Origin of the sequence: Paenibacillus azoreducens (genome assembly GCF_021654775.1) — a bacterium.
Lineage (GTDB): Bacteria > Bacillota > Bacilli > Paenibacillales > Paenibacillaceae > Paenibacillus_AQ > Paenibacillus_AQ azoreducens.
The window spans coordinates 5,234,273-5,250,675 of record NZ_AP025343.1; the positions used below are offsets into that span (position 1 = coordinate 5,234,273).

9 protein-coding genes and 1 pseudogene are annotated in these 16,403 nt (G+C 51.7%); 3 read left to right on the forward strand and 7 right to left on the reverse strand.

The features are described 5' to 3' along the window. Nucleotides 1-204: 204 nt before the first annotated feature. Nucleotides 205-939 carry a tyrosine-protein phosphatase gene (locus tag L6442_RS23265; protein ID WP_237100054.1) on the reverse strand — a complete coding sequence of 245 codons (735 nt, stop codon included), beginning with the start codon at nucleotides 937-939 and terminating at the stop codon, nucleotides 205-207. A gap of 296 nt (nucleotides 940-1,235) precedes the next feature. Between L6442_RS23265 and L6442_RS23270 the strand changes: the two are divergent. The 3 genes and pseudogenes from L6442_RS23270 to L6442_RS23280 form a co-directional block, all read left to right on the forward strand. Then, nucleotides 1,236-1,445, forward strand: a pseudogene (locus L6442_RS23270) (helix-turn-helix domain-containing protein); the annotation flags it as partial. A gap of 345 nt (nucleotides 1,446-1,790) precedes the next feature. Beyond that, the gene (locus L6442_RS23275; RefSeq protein ID WP_194231154.1) at nucleotides 1,791-2,438 is read left to right on the forward strand and encodes a metal-dependent hydrolase; all 648 of its coding nucleotides are present in this window, start codon (nucleotides 1,791-1,793) and stop codon (nucleotides 2,436-2,438) included. A 1,378-nt stretch (nucleotides 2,439-3,816) separates the two neighbouring features. After that, nucleotides 3,817-4,710 (forward strand): cation diffusion facilitator family transporter, encoded by an 894-nt coding sequence (locus L6442_RS23280; protein WP_228100998.1) that lies wholly within the window; start codon nucleotides 3,817-3,819, stop codon nucleotides 4,708-4,710. Between the two features lie 273 nt (nucleotides 4,711-4,983). Here L6442_RS23280 and L6442_RS23285 read toward each other — a convergent pair whose 3' ends face one another. The 6 genes from L6442_RS23285 to L6442_RS23310 form a co-directional block, all read right to left on the reverse strand. Beyond that, nucleotides 4,984-6,744 (reverse strand): glycoside hydrolase family 35 protein, encoded by a 1,761-nt coding sequence (locus L6442_RS23285; RefSeq protein ID WP_212979687.1) that lies wholly within the window; start codon nucleotides 6,742-6,744, stop codon nucleotides 4,984-4,986. A 145-nt stretch (nucleotides 6,745-6,889) separates the two neighbouring features. Next, complete coding sequence (locus L6442_RS23290; RefSeq protein ID WP_212979688.1) at nucleotides 6,890-9,727, reverse strand: alpha-mannosidase; 2,838 nt, start codon at nucleotides 9,725-9,727, stop codon at nucleotides 6,890-6,892. 118 nt (nucleotides 9,728-9,845) lie between these two features. Next, entirely contained in the window at nucleotides 9,846-10,799 is a 954-nt protein-coding gene (locus L6442_RS23295; protein ID WP_194232693.1) for a carbohydrate ABC transporter permease, read from the reverse strand. A 17-nt stretch (nucleotides 10,800-10,816) separates the two neighbouring features. Further along, nucleotides 10,817-11,710, reverse strand: a complete 894-nt coding sequence (locus tag L6442_RS23300; protein WP_212979689.1) for a carbohydrate ABC transporter permease — start codon at nucleotides 11,708-11,710, stop codon at nucleotides 10,817-10,819. A gap of 1 nt (nucleotide 11,711) precedes the next feature. Further along, complete coding sequence (locus L6442_RS23305; RefSeq protein ID WP_212979690.1) at nucleotides 11,712-14,321, reverse strand: DUF5696 domain-containing protein; 2,610 nt, start codon at nucleotides 14,319-14,321, stop codon at nucleotides 11,712-11,714. 21 nt (nucleotides 14,322-14,342) lie between these two features. Then, on the reverse strand, nucleotides 14,343-16,403 hold the full coding sequence (locus L6442_RS23310; protein WP_237100055.1) for a YIP1 family protein: 2,061 nt from the start codon (nucleotides 16,401-16,403) through the stop codon (nucleotides 14,343-14,345).

Genomic DNA, 16,403 nt, shown 5'->3' on the forward strand with positions numbered 1-16,403 from the left:
CGGTCCCTTACTTCATCCAACTGGAGCGTTTTGAAGAAATGCATGTCGGAAGCATAAGCCAAAGCGTTTTGAAAAACGCACATCGGAAGCATAAGCTAGCGTTTTGAAGAAACGCATGTCGGAAGCATATGCTTCGGTGCTGAAAACCGGCCTCTTTAAACTCGCATTTATACGATTTGAACCTGGGCGGCTCTTTCCAGGCATTTAATTATGCAGCAGGCCGATCTTTCCTCCAATAATCAATTGGGCCGCGTGATGCTGCAGCGTCTGCAAATACTCCGATCCGCACAGCCGCTCCAGCGCTTCATATCCTTCTTTGATATAAAATCGCCTTTTAAGGTTGTTATGCGCATCGCTTCCGATGAAGTGAATCCAGCGCTTTTTGCATAAATAGGAAGCGGTCCTCCTTACTTCATCCCCAAAAAAACCGATCAGCGATTGCGTCGTGACCTGAAGTCTTACACCATGCTCCTCAATCCAGCCGAGTACTTGATCGGGGTTGCTTATGACGTCCAAATTCCGCTCGGGATGCGCGATCACCGGATGGATGCCCCGCTGTTTCATATAAGCGAGAAATTCGTAAAAGCAGCTTGGGATGCTCCGGGAAGGCAGCTCCACCAGCAGATAAGCGCTCCCGGCGAGCGTCTGCAGCCGTCCGGCCCGGTGTTCCGCCCGGTAAGCGTCAGTGAGCCGGAATTCCTGGCCGGGAAAGATCTGCAGCGGAATATTGTTTTTCTTGAGTCTGCTGTTCAGCGCCGCTACCCGGCGCCGGATTTTGCGGGCCGTGTTGGTATACCTCCTAGTCGCATGGTGCGGGGTGGCAATCACCGCTTGCATTCCCTCTTTGACTGCGGCCGCAGCCATCCGGAGCGCGCCTTCCGCCGTGCTTGGACCGTCATCCACGCCAGGGAGGATGTGGCAATGGGTATCAATCATCATATCAGCACCTTATATCTTTTGTAACAAATCGTATCATTCATGAGCCAATCGACAGCGTTTTGTGTCGGTTAAAAATGAAACCCTGAGAACCTTGACGAAATTTAGAGTTACCATTTTTAATTGCACCAATAGGAAAAACTATGGATGCATCAAGGGGGTTCGGAACCTGATTTCTTAGGAAAATGGTTACAAAATGCATATTTACTATTGACGACACTGTTAATTTACGATACATTTTGTATCATGTCAAGCGTTATTTATTTGAACTTGGAGTCGTATACGAAGGGTGGGTACGAATGAAGTACGGTCACCGGATTGCGGAGCTTCGCGAGCGGAAAGGCATGACCCAGGAGGAGTTGTCCGCTTCCATCGGAATCAGCAGGGCGGCTTTGTCTCATTATGAGAAAAACCGGCGTAAGCCGGACTATGAAACATTAAATCGGCTGGCGGATCTGTTTCAGGTCTCCATCGATTATTTGCTGGGAAGGAGAGATGCGCCCAGGGCTTCCGCAGAACCGGAGACGAATCTTTCAGAACCGTGAAGCAACACCTGAGCCATACATACGGAAAATGCGGGACATTGCAAGAAAAACTTCCGCTAATCGCGGTCTGGCTTCTAGGCGAATACATCGATAGACGTTTTACTTTAGATATAAGAAAGCATAAACTTGAGAACCACGCACCCTTATATCGCAAGAAAAACTTCCGCTAATCGCGGTCTGGCTTCTAGGCGAATACATCGATAAACGTTTTTCTTACAAACTAACTTTACTCATTGCAGGTTCAGCATGTATAATATAGTAGCAAACATATGTTTGCCTATTTCAACTTTGTCAGTCAGGGGAGGAACAATGAAAGGTTCAACACATCTGGCCATCGGCGTGGCCATTGGAGCGGCGGCGGCCGCATATTATCCATTCACGCTGCAAAATGCCGCCCTGTATGTGGCGATTTCCGCGCTGTCGGCACTTAGTCCCGACTTGGATGGCCCAAGCATGCTGAGTTCAAGAATCGGCCAGTTTTCCAAATGGCTGCGGGAAATGCTCTATTGGTCCGGGCTGCTTCTCATCGTTATTCTTGCCTGGTTATTTTTTGCGCAGGGTTATTTTTCCGCAGAGTATTCACTCGCCGCACTCAGCCTGTTTCTTCTCGGTCTGATCATTAAAGACGGTCTCATACGGAATATCCTCGTCAGCTGCATAGGCGGCCTGCTGCTTTATATCGGATTGTCGCAGCAGATGAGTTGGCTGATGGGCTTCGGCGCTTTCGTCGCAGTCGCCCCATGGCTTAAGCATCGCGGGCTGACGCATACGGTCTGGGCCCTGGTGCTTTGGGCCGCCATCGGCTCGGGACTTGAGCATCAGCTCCAGGTTGAAGGCATCATGACGGTCGCAACCGCCGGGTATCTGTCGCATTTGATTGCGGATTCGCTTACGCCAAGCGGCGTCAAATGGCTGTCTCCGATCTTCAACAAAGCGTTCAAGTTTCCGATTGTCTAACTGGACGGCATGATCGCTCAAGGTGAACAGCTGTAAGTAAAAATGATAACTTGCCACAAGCGTCCCGTCGTTCGTGATTAGAGTTTATCGAATGCCCCGGCCATCATTTGACGATCATTACCGCTTTCGTCCGCAACCAGGTTTACGTCTCTCCTGTTTCATTCACGTTCGAACAAAAAAGAAACCGTTCTTTTATGATTGGAGGTATCCTCATCCAGGTTGGATAGGAGTTAACGTTCAAATCATTAAGAACGGTTTTCTTCGTAATTATTATGTTTCATTCCTTACCTCCGACTAGGAAGTCCCCTGCAAATAGACCTGCTTATTTTTATCCTTATGTACAGGCTCTCATAAAAAAATGCGAAAGTGCAGGCTTTGGTTGTTACTTGCCATTCTAGATGAAAAAGGTTGCAAAAGTGCAGGCTTTTGCTGTTATTCGCCATTCTAGATGAAAAAGGTTGCGAGAAGCTTTGGTTGTTACTCGCCATTCAAGATGAAAAAGGTTGCGAAAGTGCAAGCTTTGGTTGTTACTTGCCATTCAAGATGAAAAGGTTGCGAAAGTGCAAGCTTTGGTTGTTATTCACCATTCTAGATGAAAAAGGTTGCGAAAGTGCAAGATTTTTCAGTTATTCAAGGCAAATATAGATGATCACCTTAAAAAGGTTGCACTTTTGCAGGAATTTCCTATATTTCTTATGAAATCAAGGAAAATGGATGCACTTTTGCAACTTTTTCTATCAAAGTAGGAGAAATGAGCGGCATAGACGCGTGAATAACATATAGCTGCTAATAACAAGTGCTTATAAAGTCTTATACAGTAACTTTTGGGCATTTCCCACCCGTTTGCGATGTGCAGCATCCTTTTCGAGATCCTTAGCTGTGTTGGCGTTTTGTCAGGGTACTGTCGATGATCAGCGTCATTCAGCCAGTCATTGCGTCATTTTTCCAATCACTTTGCTGCCTTCTACCGATTCATCTGCGCGGTACTGTCAATGTTAAACGTCGGTACTGCCGATAATCTGCCTCGTTCTGCCGAGGATCAGCTTTCTTCACAATTGGGATTTATGGCCCTAGCGACGTCGGCGTCGTCCCCCTTTCGAACAATCATGAATAGATTCCACTTCTATTTCCCATAATTTATCTCAGGCTTTCACTATGGCAGCTTGTTGGTCATGTTCGCGCGCTTCTTCACTTTTGCTCATCTTAAACACTAACTGTTCTATAACCTAACTCAAATTACGCCATAGGTTTTAAGCGTACATGTTCAAAACTGAATAAATTATGCGTTCCCCCATCTTAAAAAGGGTTATTATAGTAATAAGATAGTATGATGTTCCAATTTCCACATCCCACACTTTACTTAAGGAGCATTCGAACATTGGCGCATAAATCCATTTTTGCGGTATGGATCAGTTTGATCAGCAATATTTTGCTGACCGCGTTGAAAATTATAACCGGCTTTGTGTTTAACAGTAAGGTTCTCGTGGCGGACGGGATTCACAACGCCGGGGATGTGGTGGCAACCGTCGCCGCTTTAACTTCAGCAATGGTATCCCGCAAACCTGCGGATGAGGATCATCCATACGGCCATGGCAAAGCCGAAGCGATCGCCTCGGGATTCGTGGCTCTGATTCTGATCGTGGCTGCGCTTCTGATGGTGTATAAGTCCATTGAGTCGTTTTGGGAACCACCTGCCGCTGCCAGTTGGGTTGCCCTTGCCGCGGCGCTTGTTTCCCTGATCTGGAAGCAAGCTCTCTATATGTACTGCATCCGGGTCGGGAGAGCCGAAAACAGCCGCAGCCTGATCGCCACCGCTTACGATCATATTGCCGATGTATATGCGTCCGCAGCTGCCGTAATCGGTATCGGCATTGCTTTGGCCGGAGACTACTTTCATATTCCCTTTACGGAATACGGCGATTCGGCCGCAGGCATCATCGTCTCTTATCTCGTCATCCGGCTCGGTTTCAAAATGGGGCGTGAAGCCATCGACATCCTGATGGATAAAAATATCACGCCCGAAAAGCTAACCGAGCTGAGCTCTATTATCTACTCCGTTCCCAACGTCAAGCGGGTGGACAGCATTCGTGCCAGAGAGCTGGGGAACGCAATCATCGTCGATGTCAAAGTGAGCGTCCCCAACCAGCTGACCGTCAAACAAGGACATGACGTGAGCCGCGAAGTCAAAAAAACGATCATGCGGCGGATGAAACATGTCGGAGATGTCATGGTCCATTTGAATCCATGGTATGCGGATGGAGAAGAAGAGTAAAATAACCCCGCAAAGTGTATCGGAAAGAAGTCCGACGACTCTCGCAGAGAGGCGCTTTTGCAAAGCAAAAGTACTGAGAGTATCGGAAAGAAGTAAGGGCGCCTCGCAAAGAGGGGCGCTTTTGCGGAGCAAAAGTACGGAGTGACGCGTGACCTTCGAAGCCTATTCCGATTACTTTGCGGGGACCCCGAAACTAATTTCTGATATGTAAATAAAGAGCTGTTCCCGGGCCAATAAAGTCTGGCCTTTCGGGAACAGCCCTTGCTTTCACATTTAACCAAGATCCGGCGTATCCAATAGCTCGACTGCCGGCTTGCTTGTACCATGAAGTTCGAAAATGACAAGTTCGTTGCTGCCTTCCTTCAGCAGTGGGGCGGGCACATAAAGCGTTTGCTGCGGACCGACCTCCCAGTAGCGTCCGAGATTAAAACCGTTTAGATAAACGACGCCTTTGGTCCATCCATCCAGGCGGATGAAGGTATCGGCCCGTTCGTTAACCTCAAACGTTCCCTTGTAAAACGCCGGCGCTGCCAGCTTTCCGGCAGCAGTTCCATCTGCCTGGAGCGGCCCGAACGCAAGCGCGGATACATCTTTTAACGGCAGCGGACGGATCGTCCAATGGTATAAAAACTGATTTCCAAGCCGGATGCCTTCCGTAATTCCCTTCGTATCCCTCATAAGCGGCCCGTAATTAACCCGTCCCATGTTTTCGACCAGCACGTCCAACTGCAAACCTTCGGCAGGAATATCTAGAGGAATGGCTGCCGGGTTCCAGCGTTCCACCGTGCCTGCATATTTGCCGTTCGCAAACACCAGCGCGCGGTCGCGCACGTCTTGAAGCACCAGCTCGAATCCCTTTCTCGGACCGGAAATACGGGTCGAATACAGAATAAATCCATAGTTTTGTCCGACCTTCTCCATCGGTTCCGGGCAAGTGCTTTGAATCGGCTGCGACAGCTTGTCCAGCTGATCGAATAATCCGGCCTGACCGGTCATCTCGACCTTGCCGTATGCATTTTTGCGAATAGGTTCAGGCAATACCAGCTCCGGCAGATCAACATAACGGGAAAGCACGTCGCGGACGGCATAAAATTTCGGCGTCGGATCTCCCCACTCGCTGAGCAGCGTATCGTAGTCATAGCTCGTTACCGTCGGCTCAAACTGCTGCCCATGATTAGCCCCGTTATAAAACCCGAAATTAGTGCCGCCATGGAACATGTAGAAGTTTACCGACGCGCCTTCCTTGAGCATTTCTTCCAGCGCTTTCGCCGTGTCTTCCGCCGGCCGGGTATGATGTTCTTCCATCCAGTGGTCAAACCAGCCATTCCAGAATTCCATGCACATCAAAGGACCTTCCGGCTGATATTCGCGCAGCTTCGCAAACGCTTCCTTGGCTCTGGATCCAAAATTGACGGTTTCGAGCACTCCATCCACCATGCCGCCCTGAAGCATATGGTCTTCCGGACCGTCGGACGTGAACAGCAGCACATCGATTCCGCGGCGGATCATCGCATCCTTCAAATAATTCAGATACTGCTTGTCGTTGCCGTAGCTGCCGTATTCGTTTTCAATCTGCATGGCAATGATCGGCCCGCCATTTGTGCAAAGAAGCGGTTTCAACCGCGGCAGCAGCTCGTCGAAATAACGGTCCACTTTATCCAGATAGGCCCGGTCGAAACAGCGGAGCCGCATCGACGAATCCGCAAGCAGCCATGCAGGAAGCCCGCCGAATTCCCACTCGGCACAGATGTACGGGCTTGGACGCACGATGACATGCAGTCCGAGTTCGCCGGCGATCCGGATAAACTCTTCAATATCGCCGAGCCCTTCGAAGACAAATTTGCCTTCATCCGGTTCATGAATGTTCCAAGCCACATACGTTTCTACCGTGTTGAATCCGCAGGCCTTCAGCTTCAGCAAGCGATCCCGCCAATATTCCGGTACGACGCGGAAGTAGTGGATGGAACCTGACAAGATCCGAAGGGGGGTTCCCTCATACACAAAATCGTTTCCTTGAACCTTAAGTTCTGCCATTTTGCTTGATCTCTCCCTCTAGGTGCCCATTTTTTGGCCCTTTCCTTGCCATTTAGCCCTGTCCGGCCAATTATAAACCAGAATCAGGGCTAATGGGATGATATTTTTTAATATTTTCCATCATTTTTAAACCGCTTGCATGAAATCAAGTTGCAATGCTTTGCTGGGCCGGCAAAAGAAGATGAAGCGTTATGATTTCAGCTGGATTCACGGCAAGCGACTCAAGCTCCGCAGGAGCCAGCAGTTCCTCCATAATATTGCTGCGCCTCGCTTCTTTGATCGCAAAACCGGGCCGCAGAGACAGGGTTCGCGCGCCGTGTGCGGCATTGTACCAGCGGGCGATGATGCCGCCGGTGTCCGGGGATATTTTGAGTGCGGAGAAGATCAGGTCCTCTCCCTTCCAAGACAGGAAAGATTGAACGGCCGGAAGGCTGCCCGCATGAATTCCCGTCTGCTTCACGGACCAAGGAACCTGAAGTTGATGGGCCCGGATCATCGATTCCGTCTCACCCGCCTCATCCTTCACCCGATTCGGCAATGCCCGCCCGAAAGGAATGATTTCAAGGCGCACGGCATGCTCGCCGCGGCACTGCGCTCCCGGTGTCGGGAAATACCCCCAGTCGCCCATTTCGCCGACCGCCCGAAGCAGCGTGACGGCAATGCCCGCCGTTTCTCCCGGCAGAATTTCATATTCCGGCAATCCCTGGTTCGCAATCGTTAAGCCATGCGCCTCATCCCGAACCAAAACGAATGCCTGCTGATGCTGGCAGTTGCTCGGATTCGCCCATTCCGCGGCAGGCAGGTTGCTTCTCTCCGCCGCTTCAAAAACGGAGTCCGCCTTATGGGTATCTGCGGCGATCCCCGAAGAAAACAACATCCGCAGCCGGTGATCTTCCGCCTCATTGCGGAACGATGCTTCAACCTGCACTCCCCTTCCGCCCCGTTCCAGCGAAACCAGCGTACGGATGCGGAGCTCCGTCAAAGCAGCGGATCGCCCCGCCTTCCTTCCCGTAAACCATATCAGTTCTTTTTGCTCTTCACCTAATCTGGCGTCCGCTGACGCCGGGATTTGCAGCGTATGCACGATCTCGAAGGAAGCACGGAACGGCTCGTCTTCGGCAATGGAAATAACCGCTGCGCCGTCCCTTGTCGTGATCGGAATGTCCCCGTCCGGCTGCTTGTACATATACTCGTTGCCGATGTCGCCGGTATCCTCGTAAATACACAGGTCGCGGAACATTTTCCCCGTTACTTTATCCTTGACGGTGAGGGAACCATTCGCTTCCACTGTCACTGCCAAATATTCATTTTCCATGCTGAGTTCGCCCGTGACTAGCGATGATGCGCCGCGTTCCCATTCACCTTCGCCGGCGCAGCAAGCTTCCGAAGTCTCGCAGCCTATCCGCGACCTGACGCTCACCTGGCCTCCCTGCATAAGGACATATGTTTTATATCCCAGCGCCGGCACAACCTCCGCTTCGAACCTCACCTTGATCTTTCTAGCAAAATACGGCTGACGGAACCGGTCCTCCGGCAAATCATAACCAAATGAAACTCCTTGGTCCTCGAATGAGAAAGAAACTGCCCTTCCGTGTGGGTCCAGCAGACGCAGAGAGTCAAGCGGCAGCTCTCGCAAGGTGTTTTTCATCTCCGCAAAGCCCATGCCGCTTCCAAAATAGATCCGTCCAAGCTCAAGCTCCGCGGTCACCACACCGGAGCGAATCCACCCCGTCGTATTAAACACGATCAGCGGATATGCCGTTTCATCGACCTCGCTGAGCGCCGCCAGTATGCTGGTATCAACCTCCTCCGCCAATACATTCAGGCTGTCTTCGGCGATCGTCTCAGCCACATGCCTGCTTTTGGCGAAACGCATCACCATCTCATCATGCACTTCGTCCACGCTGCAGCCGCAGATGCTGTCATGCGGATGATTCTGCATCAATGTCTTCCAAGCATATTCGAATAAATGATGCGGGTATGGGGCCTTGCCTGTCGCATGGGCAAAAGCAGCCAGCGGCTCCGCCACTTTTTCCAGCAACGTCTGCCCCTGGTTGTTCAACTGCTTCAGGTAAATCCGGGAAGACGCCGTATTCACCAGGGTGGACCAGCCGTCCGTATGCTGGCTGCGCAGCTCTCCGCGCACAACGGACAAATGCTCCGGCGCTTCGGCCGTTACAGCCGCGATATAATCCGTGAAATTGGAATGGACGAAACGATACTCCGGAAAAAGCTCCTGTGCCACCTTGATCGCTTCCGCCACGTTTTGCTGCACCGGCTGGTGGTCGCAGCCGTTCATCATCAGCAAATGCGGCGTCGAAGCATACGCTTCCGCTTCTTTCAGCTTGCGCTGCCAATACTCCCGCGCTTCCTCCGAATCCACCGGAATCTCATTGCCGTTGCTGTACCAGTTGGCAAACAGGATGCCCAGCACACGCGATCCGTCAGGCGCTTCCCACACCATTTCCGAATATGGCGATTCATAAGCGGCTTGCCCGCTGACCTCGTTGTTAAAGCCGGTAGGCTTCACACCGCGGCCGAACACGCTATTTTCGATTCCGGCCTGCAGCAGCAGCTGCGGCGCTTGCCCCATATTGCCGAAGGAATCCGGAAAATACCCGGTCCTGCTGACCGCGCCAAACCGCTTGGCATCCTTGTGCCCGTACAGCAAATTACGCACATTGGCCTCGCTGCTGGTCAGAAATTCATCCTGCAAAATATACCATGGCCCGATATGTATCCGTCCTTCCCGGACGTATTTCTCGAGCAGCGGCCTCTTTTCCGGGCGGATCTGCAAATAATCCTCCAGCATGATCGTTTGGCCGTCGAGATGGAAGCTTTTAAAATCCGGATCGGTTTGCAGCGTGGCGAGCAGGTTGTCCATCAGCTTGATCAAACGCATGTGATGCTTTTCGTAAGGCAGATACCATTCCCTGTCCCAATGCGTGTGCGAAATGATATGTACTGTCTTGGCCTGTGTCAAAACATCCGCTCCCCATTCTCATCTAAGGTTTTGTCTGAAGCATCGGCCCGAAAGATACGGAATTCTTACCCGCTTCGGGCCGCTTATCGTTTTATTCCCGGCATCCATCCTTCCCCCGCTATCCAACGATACCGGTTCGCTCCACGCTTTCTACAAAATATCTCTGCACGAACAGGTACAAAATGATCAGCGGCGCCGTCAGCAGCAGCACACCCGTGTTCAGGAGCATAGACTGATATACCAAATCCGGTTCCTTCCCGAGCGCCGAGCCCATATCCATAAGCTGCGTGGACAGCACTTTAACCTTGCTCAGGAAAAGGGATACGTAATAGCTGTCATTCCACTGCCAGACGAACGAAAACAAAAGCACGGTCACAATCGCGGGCACCGCGTTTGGCAGCATGATCCGGTAAAAGGTCTTCAGCACGCCCGCGCCGTCCACAAGCGCCGCCTCCTCGATCTCCTTCGGAATTCCCCGGAAAAACTGCCGGAAAATATAGATGTACAAGCCGTTTTTGAGGCCCATTGCCGTTGCCGAGGAAATCAGGAATGGCCAGAAGGTGTCGATCAGATTAAAACTGGATTTGCCCGTAAACAGCTTGACCAAACCAAATAGATCAAAATACCTGTAGGTCAGATACAACGGGATCATGATAGTCTGAGGCGGCACTACGATCGTGAAGATAACAATCCCGAACAGCAAGCCGCTCCCTTTAAATTTCAGCCTTGCAAAAGCGTAGGCCGCCAGCGCGCATGAAGCCAGCTGAATGATCGTCGTTCCCGCCGAAATCAAGAAGGTATTCAGCAGCGCCGTAAAATAATCGGTAGCCTGCATGGCGATTTTGACGTTATCGAGCGTAAAATGGCGCGGAATCCAAAGGACGGTCGGATCATAGATGTCGGCTTTGCTCCGGAAAGCTACCGACAGGCGAAGAAACAACGGGAACAAAATAATAAAGCAAAAGCCGACGATCATAACCGTGCGTATGAGCTTCCACAACCAAAGCTTGGATTTTTCCAGAGGGTTGAATCGGTATCGGATGATATCCGCGTAAGCGGCAGGCGATTTCATAGCCCTTCTCCTCCTTATCAGTCGTAGTAGAACACCTTTCTGGAAATAATGCCCGTCGAAACACCCAAAATCACAGTAACGACCGCAAAATAAATCCAGGACATCGCCGCGCTTTGGCCGAATTCGAAGGACTTGAACGCGGTTTCGGAAATCAATGAATTGATTGAATTATGGCTGAACGAATCGATGATCGAATACACCGTATTCGTTAAAATAAGCGGCGTCATCATCGGAAACGTGACCTTCCAGAACATTTCGTAGCCGGTCGCCCCTTCAATCCGCGACGCCTCATACAAAGCGGGCGACACCGATTGCAGGCCGGCGAGGAAAATTAAAATTTGCACGCCGGAAGAGCTGATGATTTCATAAATCCGGTCCACCGCACCCGTGATGTAATCGACGAATACCGGGGCAAGTCCCGACTCCGTCAGCATTTTTTTCAGTTCAAAACTTTGCAGCAATCCGCCGCTGCCCTGACTGCTCCCGGACAAGTTCGAACCGCCGACAAAGCTGCTGATATCAAGGTTGGCGATCGCGGCCGAAGCCAAAATGACCGGCAGGAAAAATATCGCTCTTGCGAGCGCCCTCCCCCGAAACTTCTGATTCAGCAGCACCGCCGCGAACAGGCTGAAAATGATAATGATGGGAACGTTAACGACCATGTTCGTTACCGATTCGGTCAGTTTTCGCAGATAATCCGGGTTGGTCGTAAACAGACTGCTGTAGTTGGACCAGCCCAAATAATCGACGGCAAAGCCGCCCTCCACCAGATGAATGGAGCTTAAGCTGAAACGGAATGACTGCAGAAGCGGCAGCAGAAACAGGATGACGAGCCCCAAAATAAGCGGTGTCGCAAACAATAAGCCGCATAGCTGTTTTTTTCGGGACAGGGTAAGTGGTTTTCTGAACATGTTATTCACCGCCTACGTGATAGCTCTGCGGCTGAAGCTGCAGGCCGTCCACGGCTACCGCCGTTTGGTTGTAATTAATGGTTACGCTGACTCCGTTTTGATAAACCGTGCGGACAACGCCGGGCGCAAGCTGCCGATGGGAAGTGATCACTTGGCTCCGAACCTTCGCCAAAACCGGATTCGCCTCCTGATACAGCCGCACGGCTTCATCCAACCAATTCCGGTAGCTCAGCGCATATAAATCGTTATAATCCGTGTCCTTGACCTTGGATGCGTCGCTCGCAAACCACTGGTAATACACCGCGGATCCGGTTTCCAGCGATTTCAGCATGGACAAGCGCGGATTTTGCAATTCGTCCATGTTGTAGGGAGCGCCGGCAAGATCGAAATAGCCATGCAAAGCGATTTGGTAAAAAGGGATTTCCTCATCCGTAATATTCAGACGGCTGCTTCGCATCGGCGCATTCACGATCGTTTGAGCGAACGGAAGGCTGTAAGCATTGCCGCCCTCCACCATCAGCGCCCCCGCCTGCTTCTGCAGCACCTCCAGCTCCTTAACCGAAGTTAAAAGCGAATCCTGCCGACTGACCGGATGATCCGGATTAAAATCGGAATGGACCTCTCTGCCCAAATCCCGCAGTGACAGCCCAGGTACGCCCAGCTTGGCGTAATCTTTCAAAAAGCCGTTTACCTGCTTGGGCAGCTGCGCCGGCGCCAGGATATAATGCGAAAATTTGCTGGTATCCTTCGCATGCGTAACGGGATTGTAGCCGTACACTTCCGCCTTGCCCCGGTCAAGCAGCATGGCCGCCCCCGATGAGCCTTTGTATTTCTCCAAAAAAGCGGTGTCCGGATAAAATTCAAAGCCGTTTTCCTTCATATATTCAGCCAGCTGCAGAAAGCCCTTTTTGCCTCCCAAAACCCCGGCGACGGATAAATCTGACGGCGAAGAATGGCGAATGCCCCCGTTGAACCAGCCTACAAACCGAAGATCGATCGCCTTGACTCCCGCGGCTTTCAGCTGTTCCAAAATCTCTTTCGCTTCGTCAAAGGTCGTTAATGACTCCGTGGACTTGTATGGGATGCCGAGGAAAGATTTGTTTTTGCGGAATGCTCCCTCAAGCTCCAGCACAAACGGAGCATCGGCCGAAGCTTGGAGCGGCTGCAGCTTGTATTTGCCAGCCAAATAATTCCGGTAAGCCGCCGCCATGCCTGTATAATCCGCAGAAGGGCCGGCCAGAAACGCGTATCTGACCTGGAAGTTGCCCTGATATTTCCCTGTTTCGAACATTGGAACCGCACTGGTCTTGGTGCCGGAGGACAAAGTGTAGTAATCCATGGCCGTCACCTGGAATTTGCTGCTGACCGTGTTGTAAGAGTCGTTGCGCCCGCTGATGTCTGCGGTAATGCTGGCCCCCGCTTCCCCATCCTCGATGATGCCGAGCAGCGCATGATCGTTTTGCTTCAGGCCGAATACCGGCAGACGGGAAACTTCATTCGTTTGGATTTGCTCCTTGACGTCAAAGGTTCCGTTATTGCCGTAAACCGGCAGACTGTAAGGCTCCGCATTCCGTTTATTATTGTTGAGGCGGATCAAAGCGCCCGAACCGTCGGGAACGAAAATATATCCCTGCTTGCCGGCATCCGCCGCGCCGAAAAATTTCAAAACCTGCAGCGAAGCGATCGGATAGGCCTTGCTTGCTTTCAGTTCTTTGGCTGGAACCGATACCACCAAATTGGCGCCGTCGAGGGAATAAACAACGGGAACGGTGAATTCCGCTTCCTCTGATGCGGCCGCTTCGCCGACCCCGTTCTCCTTGTTGTCACGCGCCGCATCCTCCGCCGTATAACCTGCGGCTTCAAGGACAGCCGACAGTTCCTCCGCCACGTAATCCTGCAATTTCCGCACTTCGTATACCTGCTTTTGCTCATTCAAGCGAAACTTGTATTTAACGTCCTCCCGCTGATCCGGATCCTTGATGTTCTCGAGGATTTCCGTTTCAAAACGGTTTTTGCCGATCACCTTCGGGATATTGGCAAATGACTTCACCACATTTCCCATCCGATACTCCACGCGGATGCCCTGATCGACAGGCGAAATTTCAAATTGCTTTTTGGCCACGCTGTCATCGAAGCTGTTGAAGGCATTGATTTGCCCTTTATCGTTATAGTAGGAAAGCAGCACCTGAGCAGACAGCTCGGACTTATAAAGCGGCGATGCAATCGGGTCTTCGTCCCGCTGGGCGGGATTGGAGAACCAGATATAACCGCTTGCCTTTTCCTGAACGGCAATTTCCGCCGTTGCTTTGTTCACGTATAAGCCGAGCCGATCATTTTCCGCCACTTTCTCCATCGCAGCCAGCGCTTCAATCTCCTGCGGCGTATTGGAAGTTGCCTTGACGGGCTGCTCGGGTACCGCTTGCATCTCTGGCGCCGCGAAGGCCGGGGGCGAACCCTGCGCCTGTTCCGAAGCAGCGGTTGAGGATATCTGTCCTTGTTCGGGCGCGTCCTTTTCCCCACTGTAAACCATGCCGGTTCCTGCCCCCAGAATGCCCGCAGCCAGGAGAGCAGCGCACATGATGCTTGCGGCTTGTTTTGTTCGATTGCCCACCTTCATCCCTCCTTTTGCGGCTTACATTCTGAATGAAATTTCTTTGTAAATGGAGCCGACGAAATTGATCATCTGCTGCAGCATGCTGAAGAACAGCACGCCAAGGAAGATGATGATGCCCATCACGACCAGCGTCAACAGCATCGTCGCAATCGTTTTCCCCGCCGTATATTGATGCACGGTCATCGTCCCCGTAAACAGGAGCCAGACAAACCAGATCATCGCAATGGCGTTTAACAAATAATAGAAAGAACTCTCATCCGCCGTGATGACATTGCTGTACAGCACCTGCGGGAAATAAATCAGAACCAGCGGCAGCAGGGAATAAGCGGTTGCAATCACGATTTCGCTAAACTTCCCTTCCCCGTCCATCAGCGTCGTGAGCGACCAGTTGGCCACGCACCAGAGCAGGAACGGAAGAACGATATATTTAAGCTCATCCAGGCTGTTCAGCTGCTCGGGATTGTTGAGGTTGATGACAAAGCCGCCCAATTGGCGTTTCACGATTGTAGCGATGACAAGCAGTCCGACAATGACACCCGCGACACTGAGCCGGCCTTTGCGCTCGTATTTCATTTCCCAGAAGCCGTTGAATGGATGCACCAGCGTGTAAAACGGATTGCGGATGATGCCGAATTCGCTATAAAACTGGCCTTTCTTCTTCCTGTTCGCCAGTTTGACGGCGGAAATGACGACCGCGATCGTCATGGCTATGACAAGCACGATACCGCCAAAATGCTCGAACACCACTTCCTTGCGGTAGCGTTTAAAGGCTTCCGAATAATATTCGCGGCTGTTGCCCAGCTTGAAGTAAGTCATGGCTTCGCGGTTGTCGCCCTGCTTCAGCAGCGACTTGCCGATGCCGATGTATGCTACATCGAAATTGGAGTTAAGCTGCAGCACTTTTCTCCAAGCGGCGGTGGATTGTTCCGTCCTGCCTTCGCTCAGCTCCGTCACCGCGCTGCGGATCAGGCTGCCATAGGTCGTCGGAGCGAATACCGCAAGGCGGTTATTGTCCTTGTCGACGACGAGCATCCGGTCACCCAGCATCCCGATGGCAACCGGCGTGCGGAAATTCTCCTGTTGGCTGCCGAGGCCGCCGAATTCATACAGCAGATTGCCGTCCTTGTCATACGTGAATATGCGTCCCCTTTTGGAATCCAATGCGCTGTACATCCCGCCCTGATCGGCGATCACATCCACAAAAATGGAACTTCCGGTCACGCTGCCGCCCTCAAGATTGCCGACATCCCCTTTCGGGGCAAAATAACCTTTGCTGCGCAAAATATCCACGCCTGAAGGATTAAGATGTTTCAGCGGCTGATCGGAATCCTCCTCCGATGTGGAGGTATAAATAAAGCCGTTATCATCGAGATCCAGATTGTTAAACTCGATCGGAATAAACTGCTGCATCTGCTCGCGCTGGGCTTTGGTCGAGATCCGTTTCCAAAAGAGGTCGACTGGGCTGAATTTGACGCGGTTGGTACCGATAAAACCGTTAAATCCCCCATCCGCATCGAATTCCATAATTCCTTCATAGCTTCCCTGGCTGATCACATACATCCGTTTGGCCTTGTCTATCGCCAGTTTGACCGGAAGATACTGAAAACCCGGGCGCAGCAGCGTCGATTTCGGCTCGTTTATGATCCGCACCAGCTTTCCGCTGCGGTCCAGCTCGACAATGCGGCGGTTGTCCGTATCCGCGATATACACATGCCCGTCCGGATCGGCGAAGACGCCCTGCGGCTGGCTTAGGCTATCTTTTTGGCCCGCGTTTTGAAAATCAGTGAACACCCCATCCACTTGCAGATTCCGGTTCAAAACGATAATCCGGTTATTGCCGGTATCCGCAATGTATATCCGTCCGTCTTTGCCTGCGTATATGTCCTGCGGGGAGGACAAGGGGCCAATGCTCCAGTCGTTTCCGTAGAGCACCCGCTCCAGCGCGTAAGCCTCCGGAGCCGGAACCGGAGTTCCCCAAAATGAATAATTGTAGGGGGAATTCCCCGCCGAAACGGGGGCTGCGGCGATTCCGGAAACCAGAAGCAGCATCATTAGGATTAAAGCCGTCCATCTCTTCAT

Bases quoted from the DNA above. Each gene is read 5' to 3' on its own strand.
- L6442_RS23265 (WP_237100054.1), bottom strand. From the start codon at position 939: ATGATGATTGATACCCATTGCCACATCCTCCCTGGCGTGGATGACGGT.
- L6442_RS23275 (WP_194231154.1), top strand. From the start codon at position 1,791: ATGAAAGGTTCAACACATCTGGCCATCGGCGTGGCCATTGGAGCGGCG.
- L6442_RS23285 (WP_212979687.1), bottom strand. From the start codon at position 6,744: ATGGCAGAACTTAAGGTTCAAGGAAACGATTTTGTGTATGAGGGAACC.
- L6442_RS23295 (WP_194232693.1), bottom strand. From the start codon at position 10,799: ATGAAATCGCCTGCCGCTTACGCGGATATCATCCGATACCGATTCAAC.
- L6442_RS23300 (WP_212979689.1), bottom strand. From the start codon at position 11,710: ATGTTCAGAAAACCACTTACCCTGTCCCGAAAAAAACAGCTATGCGGC.
- L6442_RS23310 (WP_237100055.1), bottom strand. From the start codon at position 16,403: ATGAAGAGATGGACGGCTTTAATCCTAATGATGCTGCTTCTGGTTTCC.